The 11,530-nt window shown below is 57.3% G+C and carries 9 protein-coding genes; 4 read left to right on the top strand and 5 right to left on the bottom strand.

Translation table 11 applies throughout. The features are described 5' to 3' along the window. Window positions 1-32: 32 nt before the first annotated feature. Window positions 33-551, top strand: coding sequence for a hypothetical protein (locus LINBF2_RS06280; RefSeq protein WP_281891238.1), 519 nt, complete (start codon window positions 33-35; stop codon window positions 549-551). Beyond that, on the top strand, window positions 545-1,399 hold the full coding sequence (locus tag LINBF2_RS06275) for a hypothetical protein (protein ID WP_281891237.1): 855 nt from the start codon (window positions 545-547) through the stop codon (window positions 1,397-1,399). The genes LINBF2_RS06280 and LINBF2_RS06275 overlap by 7 nt, the downstream gene beginning before the upstream one ends. 41 nt (window positions 1,400-1,440) lie before the next feature. Here LINBF2_RS06275 and LINBF2_RS06270 read toward each other — a convergent pair whose 3' ends face one another. The 5 genes from LINBF2_RS06270 to dapC are packed head-to-tail and all read right to left on the bottom strand — an operon-like array spanning window position 1,441 to window position 7,589. After that, window positions 1,441-3,423: an ATP-binding cassette domain-containing protein gene (locus tag LINBF2_RS06270; RefSeq protein ID WP_281891236.1), complete on the bottom strand. Its 1,983-nt coding sequence runs from the start codon at window positions 3,421-3,423 to the stop codon at window positions 1,441-1,443. Further along, complete coding sequence (gene prmB, locus LINBF2_RS06265) at window positions 3,420-4,328, bottom strand: 50S ribosomal protein L3 N(5)-glutamine methyltransferase (protein WP_281891235.1); 909 nt, start codon at window positions 4,326-4,328, stop codon at window positions 3,420-3,422. Before prmB ends, LINBF2_RS06270 begins: the two co-directional genes overlap by 4 nt. After that, a complete protein-coding gene (gene dapE, locus LINBF2_RS06260; RefSeq protein ID WP_281891234.1) occupies window positions 4,325-5,503 on the bottom strand; it encodes a succinyl-diaminopimelate desuccinylase in 1,179 nt (392 codons plus the stop codon). The genes prmB and dapE overlap by 4 nt, the downstream gene beginning before the upstream one ends. Window positions 5,504-5,524: 21 nt before the next feature. Further along, on the bottom strand, window positions 5,525-6,361 hold the full coding sequence (gene dapD, locus LINBF2_RS06255; protein ID WP_281810231.1) for a 2,3,4,5-tetrahydropyridine-2,6-dicarboxylate N-succinyltransferase: 837 nt from the start codon (window positions 6,359-6,361) through the stop codon (window positions 5,525-5,527). Between the two features lie 34 nt (window positions 6,362-6,395). Beyond that, on the bottom strand, window positions 6,396-7,589 hold the full coding sequence (gene dapC / locus LINBF2_RS06250; RefSeq protein ID WP_281891233.1) for a succinyldiaminopimelate transaminase: 1,194 nt from the start codon (window positions 7,587-7,589) through the stop codon (window positions 6,396-6,398). Window positions 7,590-7,630: 41 nt separating this feature from the next. Between dapC and LINBF2_RS06245 the strand changes: the two genes are divergently transcribed. Both LINBF2_RS06245 and smc read left to right on the top strand, forming a co-directional pair. Beyond that, window positions 7,631-7,978 carry an Hpt domain-containing protein gene (locus tag LINBF2_RS06245; RefSeq protein ID WP_281891232.1) on the top strand — a complete coding sequence of 116 codons (348 nt, stop codon included), beginning with the start codon at window positions 7,631-7,633 and terminating at the stop codon, window positions 7,976-7,978. A 28-nt stretch (window positions 7,979-8,006) separates the two neighbouring features. Beyond that, entirely contained in the window at window positions 8,007-11,519 is a 3,513-nt protein-coding gene (gene smc, locus LINBF2_RS06240) for a chromosome segregation protein SMC (protein WP_281891231.1), read from the top strand. Window positions 11,520-11,530: the final 11 nt, after the last annotated feature.

The following is an 11,530-nucleotide window of genomic DNA, read 5'->3' as shown; positions in this document are numbered from 1 at the left end:
AGCGCGTTCTTGGTCCCCTAGAATTTCGCGCTATGACCGAAGCTCTGTTCGTTTTGTATTTCGTGATATTGGTGGCCACGCTTGTCATCAAGACCCCCATCATCCGGGGACCATGGCTGTTTTTGTTGCGCGCATTTTTTCCGAATTGGAAGTTCTTTCATGCGGTGGGCTATGTGCCGCATCTGTATGCACGCTCTGCCGTGCAGCTGGCTTCGGGCGAGATGCAATGGTCAGGCTGGGTGCTGATTTACCCACGCCACTTGCGCCGCTTGAGCCACTTGGTGCACAACCCCGACACCAACATTGGACTAGCCCAGCAAAACATGGTGGACCACTTTTGGGCCGACTTGCATGACTTGCCCGAGGGCGAGGACCCACGCAGTTTGGTGAGCTACAAAATGATGCAGCGCTTAGTCGATCAAGTGCTGCGTGCGCATGATGTGAACTTCACGCATCGCCAGTTTGAACTGCGCATGGTGTTGGATGGCCGAAGTGACAACGTGGACACGCAAGTGATGATGACCTCGCCTGTGGAGGTGGCCACATGTTGATGGCGACTTTCATTCAAGCTTGGATAGAAGCTTTGGTCGAAGCGCCCACCTTGATGGCGATTCGCGCGACCGAGTTGGTGTTTGCGTGGAGCTTGGCCCTTCAAACGCTGGAGTATTTGCGAATGGGCAAGTACACCGCTGACGATGCGTTTTGGTCTTGGCCCTTGCAACGGGCAGATATTCCCAATGCGCCCATACGTGCTTTGTTGGATGTGCTGTTCAAGCCGCGCATGCACCAGCTGCATTTGTTGCTGCGCCTGTGTGCCGCTGTGTTGTTGGCAGTGCAGGGCGCTTCGTTGCCGTTGATTGGCTTTTTGTTTGTGGGCAACTTGCTCATCCTCATCCGTTGGCGCGGTGCGTTCAACGGCGGCAGCGATTTCATGACCTTGGTGGTGCTCACGGGCTTGCTCATCTCGCAAGTGGTGGGCGCGTTGGGTAATGCAGAGCTGGGCTGGCAAGCAGGCTTCTGGTACATCGCCATTCAAGCCATCACGTCTTACTTCATGTCGGGGGCGGTCAAGTTGCTGCGGCCTGAATGGCGCAATGGCTCGGCCATGACCATTTTTTTGAACGGTGCCATTTATGGGCCGCTGTCTGCCACGCATCCCTTGCGCAACAAGTGGCTGGCGATGATGGGCTCGTGGGGCTTTATCGTGTGGGAAATCTTGTTTCCTTTCAGCTTGCTTGACCCACGACTCGCCGCTGTGTTTTGCGCCGTGGCGGCCTTCTTTCACTTCTTGGTGTTTTGGTTCTTTGGTTTGAACCGATTCTTCTGGGCCTGGCTGTGTTCGTTCCCCGCCATCATTTGGTGCAGCGCGCAGTTCAGTGCACGCGTGTTGGGTCTGTGACACCACGTCAAGCGCACCATCTCTGATGCGCTTGAAGGTGTTTAGGCCATGGCAGCTTCTATGGCATCCATCGCTTCGGTCAGCTCTAGCCAACGCACTTCTAGCGCTGCCAACTCGTCTTCCACAGCTTTGAGGCGTTTACCTGCTTCTGCAATGTCAGCAGGAGGCAGGGGCGTGGCGAGTTTGTCGTGCAACGCGGTTTTCTCAGACTCGAGCGTGGCCATTGATTTCTCAATGCCATCCATCTCTTTTTTCAACGGGCGTTTTTTCTCGTTGATCTCTTTGCGCAGCTGAGCGTCTTCTTTGCGAACAACTTCAGCCACAGGCTCAACAACAGCAGGTTTGAGCGCCGCTGCGTTGGCCGCAGCCACAGCTTCAGCACGCAAGCGTTTGCCTTCGTCCAGCAGGTAGCGTTGGTAGTCGTCCAAGTCGCCGTCAAAGGGTTCGACGCCACCGCGTGACACCATCCAGAACTCGTCACACACAGCACGCAGCAAGGCGCGGTCATGGCTGACCAGCATCACGGTGCCTTCAAATTCGTTCAGCGCCATGCTCAGCGCTTCGCGTGTGGCCAAGTCCAAGTGGTTGGTAGGCTCGTCCATCAGCAAGAGGTTGGGGCGTTGCCACACCAACATGCACAGCACCAAGCGGGCTTTTTCACCACCGCTCATGCTGCCTACGGCTTGCTTGACCATGTCGCCGCCAAAGTTGAACTGGCCCAAGAAGCTGCGCAAGTCTTGCTCGCGTGTGGCTTGGCCGGCCAGCTTGCCGTCGATGGTGAGTTTTTTCGCCAACGCAATCATGTGGTCGAGCGGGTTGTCTGCGGGGTGCAACACGTCGAGTTCTTGCTGCGCAAAGTAGCCGATGTTCAGGCCTTTGCCCTCGGTCACTTCGCCGCCCAAAGCGCCCAAGTCACGCGCAATGGTTTTCACCAGCGTCGATTTACCTTGGCCGTTGGCACCCAAGATGCCAATGCGTTGACCTGCCAACACCGAGCGGCTGACGTTTTGCACGATGACCGTGGGTGGTGTGCCCGCAGGCGCGTCGGCAGGGGCGGGGTAGCCCACGCTCACGCCTTGCATGCTCAGCATGGGGTTGGGCAAGTTGGCAGGTTCTTTGAACTCGAAGCTGAAGTCGGCATCGGCCAACAACGGCGCAATTTTTTCCATGCGGTCCAAAGCCTTGACGCGGCTTTGCGCTTGCTTGGCTTTGCTGGCCTTGGCCTTGAAGCGTGCAATGAACTTTTGCAAATGCGCAATCTTGTCTTGCTGTTTGGAGAAAGCGTTTTGTTGCAGCTCCATTTGCTCGGCACGCATGTCTTCAAACTTGCTGTAGTTGCCGCCGTAGCGCACCAGCTTGCCTGCGTCGATGTGCAGGGTGACGTTGGTCACCGCATCTAAAAATTCGCGGTCATGGCTGATGACCACCATCGTGCCTTCGTAGCGTTTGAGCCAAGCTTCGAGCCACACCAAAGCGTCCAAGTCCAAGTGGTTGGTCGGCTCATCTAGCAGCAACAAGTCAGACGGGCACATCAGCGCACGCGCCAATTGCAAACGCATGCGCCAACCGCCGGAGAAGCTGTTCACAGGGTTGTCGAGCTCGGTCGTTTTAAAGCCCAGGCCCAAGATGAGTGCTTGTGCGCGTGACTGCGCATCGTGCTCGCCCGCGTCGTACAGCGCCATGTAGGCGTTGCCCAAGCGTTCGCCGTCTTCGGTCGTTTCTGCGGCAGCCACTTCGGCGCGTGCGTCGTTCAGCACGGTGTCGCCTTCAATCACAAACTCGGTCGCGCTTTGCTCGGTCTCGGGCATGTCTTGAGCCACTTGCCCCATGCGCCATTGCGTGGGGATGTAGAACTCGCCTGAGTCCTCCTGCAAGTTGCCGTTGAGCAAAGCAAACAGCGAAGATTTGCCTGCGCCGTTGCGGCCCACCAAGCCTACTTTTTCACCGGGGTTGAGGGTGACGGTGGCGCCTTCGAGCAACACCTTGGCACTGCGGCGCAAGGTGACATTTTTAATCGTGATCATTTGTTATTTGCGCCTTCGACAATTGCCTGGCGTGTGAGGAGTAAGACCTGGTCGTCACCAGCACTGGTCGATAGCCACACGACATCTAAATGAGGGAAGGCTGCTTCAAAGTAATCGCGTTCGTGGCCAATTTCTAAAACCAAAACCGCGTGCTCGCTCATGTGTGCTGGGGCGTCGCGCAGCATTTGGCGAATAAAGTCCATGCCGTCATCGCCGCCGGCCAAAGCAAGCGCGGGCTCGGCTTTGAATTCAGCGGGAAGTTCGGACATGCTTTGTGCGTTCACATAAGGTGGGTTGCACAGAATCAGGTCAAACACACCATCGGCTTGGGCCAAACCATCCGATTCGGCCAGCGTCATGCGGCCTTCAAGGCCGTGACGTTCGATGTTGATGTGGGCCACAGCCAAAGCGTCTTTGGACAAGTCCAGGCCTTGCACCGTGATGTCTGGAAAAGCGAGTGCAGCCAAGATGCCAAGGCTGCCGTTACCCGTGCACAGGTCGAGCACGCGTGTGGTGTTGGGGTCTAGCCAGGGGTCAATGCTGCCTTCGGCCAAGACTTCGGCAATGAGCGAACGCGGCACGATGGCGCGTTCGTCGATGTAGAACGACACGCCTTGCAACCACGCTTCTTGCGTGAGGTAAGCCGCAGGCTTGCGGCTGGCAATGCGGTGCTCAATGAACGCTTGCACGCTGGCCACTTGGGTGGCGGGCAGTTCGAGGTTGTGCACTTCATCTGACACATCGGTGTCGAGCGGCAAACCCAGCTTCCACAGCACCAGCCATGCTGCTTCGTCGGCGGCGTTGGTGGTGCCGTGGCCGAAGCTCAAATTGCCTGCAGTGTGGGCAGCATCAAGCTGCTGCGCGCTCTGTGCAATGAGCGCGCTGAGTGTGAAAGATGGGTTCATTGTGCGGACGTGTTGGCCTGTGAGGCCAAGCCGTGCAGCTGTTCCAGCACACGGCGATAAATGTTTTTCAGGGGATCCAAATCAGCCACGGCCACAAACTCGTTGATTTTGTGAATGGTGGCGTTGGGTGGGCCAAGCTCAATGACTTGCGGGCAGACTTGCGCAATGAAGCGCCCGTCGCTGGTGCCGCCGGTGGTGGACAGCTCGGTGTCAATGCCAGTTTCGTCGTGGATGGCGCGTTGAACGGCGCCCACCAAATCACCAGGTGTGGTGAGGAAGGGTAGGCCGCCAATGGTCCATTTGAGGTCGAACTCTAAGCTGTGTTTGTGAAGCACCGCAGTCAGGAGCTGTTGCAATTGCTCAGGCGTGGATTCGGTGCAGAAGCGGAAATTAAAGTCCACCACACATTCGCCAGGAATCACGTTGCTCGCACCTGTGCCTGCGTGGATGTTGCTCACTTGCCAGCTGGTGGGTGGGAAGAAGTCGTTCCCTTGGTCCCATTCAATCGCTACCAAATCGGCCAACGCAGGGGCCAACAAATGGATGGGATTTTTGGCGAGTTGTGGGTAAGCAATGTGGCCTTGCACGCCTTTGACGGTGAGCTTGCCGCTCATCGTGCCGCGGCGGCCGTTTTTGATCATGTCGCCGGTGCGCTCCACGGATGTGGGCTCACCCACGATGCACCAGTCGAGTGTTTCGCCACGGGCCTTCAAGACTTCGCAGACTTTGACCGTGCCATCAAGTGCTGGTCCTTCTTCGTCGCTGGTTAGCAAGAAGGCGATGTTGATGTTGGCATCGGCTTGAGCGGCAGCAAACTCTTCACACGCCACCACCATCGCTGCCAATGACGCTTTCATGTCGCTGGCACCACGACCAAACAATTTGCCGTCGCGGTGGGTGGGGGTGAAGGGGTCGCTGGTCCATTGGTCGATGGGGCCGGTGGGCACCACATCGGTGTGGCCTGCGAACACCAGTATTTTGGCGCCTGCGCGTGCGCTGCGTTTGACAGCCCAGAGGTTGCTAACGCGAAACGTGTCTGGCCCGCTGTCGATGCGCTCACACTCAAAACCGATGGGCGCAAGCCTTGCGGTGATGATGTCCAAACAGCCCGCGTCCTCGGGTGTGACCGAAGGGCGCGAGATGAGTTGCTCGGTGAGCTGGAGTGTGCGAGACATCGATATGACCTGTGCGAAAAATTAGTCGCGCAACAAGTCGTTGATGCTGGTCTTCGAGCGGGTTTGTGCGTCCACGCGCTTGACCACGATGGCTGCGTACATGCTGTAAGGCGCGCCGTTGGCAGCGACTTTAGGAATGTTGCCTGCCACCACCACAGAGCCAGAAGCCACGCGGCCGTAGCTGATTTCGCCGGTGGCGCGGTCAAAGATGGGGGTCGATTGACCGATGAACACGCCCATGCCGAGCACCGAGTTTTCTTCGATGATGACGCCTTCCACCACTTCAGAGCGAGCGCCGATGAAGCAGTTGTCTTCAATGATGGTGGGGTTGGCTTGCAAAGGCTCCAACACGCCGCCAATGCCCACGCCGCCAGACAAGTGCACGTTCTTACCGATTTGTGCGCATGAACCCACGGTGGCCCATGTGTCAACCATGGTGCCGCTGTCCACATAGGCGCCGATGTTCACGTAAGAGGGCATCAAAATCGCACCCGCAGCCACAAAGCTACCGCGACGTGCCACAGCTGGTGGCACCACGCGCACGCCAGCGGCTTTCATTTCTTCTTCGCTCAGGTGGGCAAACTTGGTGTCCACTTTGTCGTAGAAGGCCAAGTCGCCAGATTTCATGACGCGGTTGTCGTTCAAACGGAAAGACAACAACACAGCTTTCTTCAGCCATTGGTGCACGGTCCATTGACCCACGCCTTCACGGGTGGCGACGCGCAAGCGGCCAGCGTTCAATTCGGCAATCACGTGGTTCACGGCATCGCGCACTTCTTTGGAGGCGTCGGTCGCGCTGATGTTGGCGCGGTTGTCCCAAGCGTTGTCGATGACGTGTTGGAGTTGGTGTTGAGTCATGGTTGTCTTCTCTACGTTGAAATTAAGAATGAAATCAGGAATGGGTGTTTTTGATAAACGCCACGATACGTTGCGCGGCTTCTAAGCATTCGGCGGTTTCTGCCACCAAGGCCATGCGAATTCGACCAGCGCCGGGATTGAAGCCTTGGGCATCTCTGGCCAAGTAGCTGCCCGGCAACACTGTCACATTGTATTGAGCCAGCAAGTCGCGGGCGAAGGCTACGTCGTCCCCACCAGGAACCGCAGCCCACAGGTAAAAACCAGCGTCGGGCAAGCGCACATCCATCACCGCTTCAAGCAGTGGGGTCACAGCCGCAAACTTTTGGCGGTATTGCTCACGGTTGGCCACCACATGGGCTTCATCGTCCCATGCCGCTATGCTGGCAGCTTGCACCATGCCGCTCATGGCTGAGCCGTGGTAGGTGCGATACAGCAAGAACTGTTTGAGGATGTTGGCGTCGCCCGCCACAAAACCGCTGCGCATGCCCGGCACATTGCTGCGCTTGGACAAGCTGGTGAAGGCCACCAAGTTTTTAAAGTCGGTGCGGCCCAGCTTGGCGGCGGCTTCCAGGCCACCCAAAGGCGCATCTTCGCGGAAATAGATTTCGCTGTAGCACTCGTCGCTGGCAATCACAAAGCCGTACTTGTCGCTCAAGGCAAACAGCTTTTCCCAGTCGCTCATGGGCATCACAGCGCCCGTGGGGTTGCCGGGTGAGCACACAAACAAGAGTTGGGTTTTGGCCCAGACCTCGGCAGGCACGCTGTCCCAGTTGACGTTGAAGTTGAGCGCAGGGTCGCTGGGCGCGTAATAAGTTTGTGCACCTGCCAACAGTGCAGCGCCTTCGTAGATTTGGTAGAACGGGTTGGGGCAAACCACCACTGCGTCACGCGTGGGGTCAATCACCGTTTGCGCAAAAGCAAACAAGGCCTCGCGTGAGCCGTTGACGGGGAGCACTTGCGTGGCGGCGTCGAGCTTCAAGCCATAGCGGCGCTGCATCCAGTTCACGCACGACTCGCGCAGCGCTGGCAAACCAGCGGTGGCAGGATACGCAGCCAACTGGGCGGTGGCTTTGGCCAAAGCATCCAACACCAACTGCGGCGTGGCATGGCGTGGCTCGCCAATGCCTAGGCTGATGGGCGCATACGCGGGGTTGGGTGTGACGGTGGAGAAAAGTTGCTTCAGCCGCTCAAAAGGATAGGGCTGCAGACTCGAAAGAAGGGGGTTCATGGCTGCTATTATCCCCGCGCTCTGTGATCAATCTGAACCTTATGTCTATATCTCCCTTGCTTGACCTGACCCGTGCCAAAGAATTTGCCTTCGAGGCCGACCAATTGCGCGAGCTGGTGGTGACATTTGAGCAAAGCTTGGTCCAAGAAATGGCCATCATCCAAGCCGGTTTGGCATCTGGTGACGCCTTGAAGGTGGAGCATTCGTTGCATGCCCTGAAAGGCTTCATGCCTTTGTTTGCTGCGGAGTCTTTGGCCCAAGCCATGACTGACCTGTACCAAACCAGCCGTGAGAAGCCGCTGGACGTGACAGGCCCCATATTTACTGCATTAGTACCTAGTTTGGAGGCCTTGCTGGTCGAAGTTCGCGCGTGCCTCAGCGCTTTATGATTCAGGCTGTGTCTAGAGAGGCTTTTCAGTGCGTCTGAATTCAATCAAGTTATCGGGTTTCAAGTCCTTTGCGGAACCCACCAATTTCTTATTGCCCGGCCAATTGGTCGGCGTTGTAGGTCCCAACGGTTGCGGCAAATCCAACATCATGGATGCCGTGCGCTGGGTGCTGGGCGAGTCCAAAGCTTCCGAGCTGCGTGGCGAGTCCATGCAAGACGTTATTTTCAATGGCACGACCACCCGTAAAGCGGCCAGCCGCTCGAGCGTGGAATTGGTGTTTGACAACGCCGACCACCGTGCGGGCGGCCAATGGAGCCAGTTCCCAGAAATCGCGGTCAAGCGTGTGCTGACGCGTGATGGGGGCTCTAGCTACTACATCAACAACCAACCTGTGCGTCGCCGTGACGTGCAAGACGTGTTCTTGGGCACAGGTTTGGGCCCACGCGCCTACGCCATCATTGGTCAGGGCACCATCAGCCGCATCATTGAATCTAAGCCCGAAGAACTGCGTTTGTTCTTGGAAGAGGCTGCGGGTGTTTCCAAATACAAAGAGCGCCGCCGCGAAACTGAAAACCGCCTGAGCGACACCCGCGAAAACTTGACCCGCGTGGAAGACATCTTGCGCGAGTTGAATGCCAACCTTGAAAAGTTGGAGAAACAAGCCGAAGTGGCTCAGCGTTACCACGCGCTCAACGCCGATGTGACGCTGAAGCAGCACCAGCTGTGGTTCTTGCGCCGCGCCGAGGCCGAAGCCGACCAAGTGGGCATCAAAACCCAAGCGGACAAAGCGGTGAACGACCTAGAGTCGCGCATTGCCGATTTGCGCCACATCGAAGCCGACCTAGAAACCGTGCGTCAAGCCCACTATGCAGCGGGCGACCAAGTGAACCAAGCGCAAGGCTCGTTGTACGAAGCCAGCGCCGAAGTGGGCCGTTTAGAAGCCGAGATTCGCTTTGTGGTGGAAGGCCGCCAACGCGCCGAAGCCCGCCTGATTCAAATCAAAGAACAAACTGCGCATTGGGCGTCACAGTCCGAAACAGCACAACAAGAGATTGAAAACCTGGCCTCCATGGCCATGGACGGTGAAGAAAAAGCCGTCATGCTCGCCGCGCAAGTGGAAGAGCAGGCCATGCAACTGCCCGAGTTGGAAGAAGCCTTGCGCATCGCCCAACAGCGCAGCAACGAGCAACGCGGCAGCGTGGCTCAAGTGCAGCAACAAATTCAGGTGTTGGCTGCAGACCAGCGCAACATCGAAGAGCAAAGCCGCAACCTCAACGCCCGCCAAGAGCGTTTGAGCGCTGACAAAAACGCCTTGGCCGCACCCGATGAAGTGCGTCTGAACAACCTCAAAGAACAGTTGCAAGAGGCGCAAGCCCACGCCGAAGTGACGGCTGCGCAACTGGAAGAATTGCAAGCCAATGTGCCTGTGCTCGACGAAGCCCGCCGCACGGCGCAACAAGCGGTGAACGACGAGCAAGCCAAGCAAGCCGATTTGTCTGCTCGTTTGGAAGCCCTCAAAGCCTTGCAAGAAAAAGTACAGACCGACGACAAACTCAAGCCTTGGTTGGCCAAGCACGGCTTGGATGGTTTACAAGCTTTGTGGAGTCGCATCCACATCGAAGCCGGCTGGGAAAACGCACTTGAAGCTGCTTTGCGCGAGCGTATGGCTTCGCTCGAAGTGTCTCGCTTAGACATCGTGCGCGCCTTCCAAACGGATGTGCCGCCCACCAAGCTGGCTTTCTACACCGCACCTAGCGCGGCTGCTCCAGACGCACAAAGTGCGTTGCCAAAGCTTTCAGACCTATTGCGTTTGAACGATGCCGGCCAAAAAGCCTTGTTGACTGACTGGCTCAACGGCTGCTTCACAGCACCTAACCTCGACGAAGCTTTGGCCAAGCGCAGCAGCTTGCAACCAGGTCAAGTCATTTATGTGCCGAGCGGTCACGCCATCAGCGCACACAGCGTGAGCTTTTATGCGCAAGACAACGCGCAGTCGGGCTTGTTGGCACGTGCCCAAGAAATTGAAAACCTCGACAAGAGCAGCAAGGCGCAAATCTTCATCGCCGATGAAGCTCGCAACACCTTGGTGCGTGCTGAGGCGGCTTACAGCGAGTCATCGCAGCGCTTGATCAGCATCCGTGCTGAAGCCACCGCTGCCCAATCCACCGCGCATGAGCTGCAAGTGGAGACTTTGCGCCTGAGCCAATTGGCCGAACAAACCCGCGCACGCAGCGAGCAAATCAGTGGTGATTTGTCCGAGGTCGAAGCCCAATTGGCCGACTTGCAAGAACGCCGCGCCACCGCAGAAGCCCGCTTTGAAGAACTGGACATGCAATTGGCCGACAGCCAAGAGCGCCATGCCCAGCTTGACGAAGCCGTCATCAACGCCGAGCGCCGTTTGAACGACAGCCGCGAGCAACAACGCAGCTTGGAACGCCAAGCCCAAGAAGCCCAGTTTGCCCAACGCAGCTTGGCCACACGCGAAGCCGAACTCAAACGCATCATCGACACCGCTACGCAACAAGCCGCTTCGGTGTCAAGTGAAGAAGCGCGTGTGCAAGAAGACCTCACACGTTTGACCGATGCCGCAGCACAAGCTGGCTTGCAAAACGCGTTGAACATCAAAATGGAGCGCGAAGCCGCTTTGGCCGCCAAGCGCAGCGAGTACGACGACCTCACCACCAAACTGCGTGCCAGCGACGAACGCCGCTTGCAGCTCGAGCGTGAGTTGGAGCCCTTGCGCCAACGCATCACCGACTTCCAACTCAAAGAGCAAGCCGCTCGTTTGGGTTTGGAGCAATACACCAATCTCTTGACCGAGGCACAAGCCGACCTCGAAGCTGTGTCAGCCTCCATCCTCGCCAACAACGTGCGCTTGGGTGGTTTGCAAGGCGAGATTGACCGCTTGCACCGCGAGATCACCGCTTTGGGCGCTGTGAACTTGGCCGCGTTGGAAGAGTTAGCCAGTGCCAGCGAACGCAAGCTGTTCTTGGACGCGCAAACCAAAGACTTGACCGACGCGATGAACACGCTGGAAGACGCCATTCGCAAGATCGACGGCGAAACCCGTGAGCTCTTGGGCGGCACGTTCAAGATCGTGAACGAACACTTTGGCCGCATGTTCCCCGAACTCTTTGGGGGTGGCAATGCCCGCTTAGTGATGACAGGCGACGAAATTTTGGACGCTGGCGTGCAAGTGCTGGCCCAGCCTCCCGGCAAGAAAAACCAAACCATTCACTTGCTGTCGGGCGGCGAAAAAGCGCTGACTGCAATTGCTTTGGTCTTTGCGATTTTCCAACTCAACCCAGCACCGTTCTGTTTGCTGGACGAAGTGGACGCGCCTCTGGACGACGCCAACACCGAGCGCTATGCCAAACTGGTGTCGAGCATGTCCAAAGAAACCCAATTCCTTTTCATCTCGCACAACAAGATTGCTATGGAAATGGCCGAGCAACTCATTGGCGTGACCATGCAAGAACAAGGCGTTTCACGTATCGTTGCAGTGGACATGGAGTCCGCTGTGTCCATGGTGGATGCTTGATAGAAAAATAA

The sequence above is a fragment of the Limnohabitans sp. TEGF004 genome (assembly GCF_027924965.1).
Lineage (GTDB): Bacteria > Pseudomonadota > Gammaproteobacteria > Burkholderiales > Burkholderiaceae_C > Limnohabitans.
This window is presented reverse-complemented; position numbering and strand designations above follow the sequence as displayed.

Excerpts from the sequence above, each read along its gene's own strand:
- LINBF2_RS06280 (WP_281891238.1), top strand. The coding sequence starts at position 33 with ATGACCGAAGCTCTGTTCGTTTTGTATTTCGTGATATTGGTGGCCACG.
- LINBF2_RS06275 (WP_281891237.1), top strand. The coding sequence starts at position 545 with ATGTTGATGGCGACTTTCATTCAAGCTTGGATAGAAGCTTTGGTCGAA.
- LINBF2_RS06270 (WP_281891236.1), bottom strand. The coding sequence starts at position 3,423 with ATGATCACGATTAAAAATGTCACCTTGCGCCGCAGTGCCAAGGTGTTG.
- prmB (WP_281891235.1), bottom strand. The coding sequence starts at position 4,328 with ATGAACCCATCTTTCACACTCAGCGCGCTCATTGCACAGAGCGCGCAG.
- dapE (WP_281891234.1), bottom strand. The coding sequence starts at position 5,503 with ATGTCTCGCACACTCCAGCTCACCGAGCAACTCATCTCGCGCCCTTCG.
- dapD (WP_281810231.1), bottom strand. The coding sequence starts at position 6,361 with ATGACTCAACACCAACTCCAACACGTCATCGACAACGCTTGGGACAAC.
- dapC (WP_281891233.1), bottom strand. The coding sequence starts at position 7,589 with ATGAACCCCCTTCTTTCGAGTCTGCAGCCCTATCCTTTTGAGCGGCTG.
- LINBF2_RS06245 (WP_281891232.1), top strand. The coding sequence starts at position 7,631 with ATGTCTATATCTCCCTTGCTTGACCTGACCCGTGCCAAAGAATTTGCC.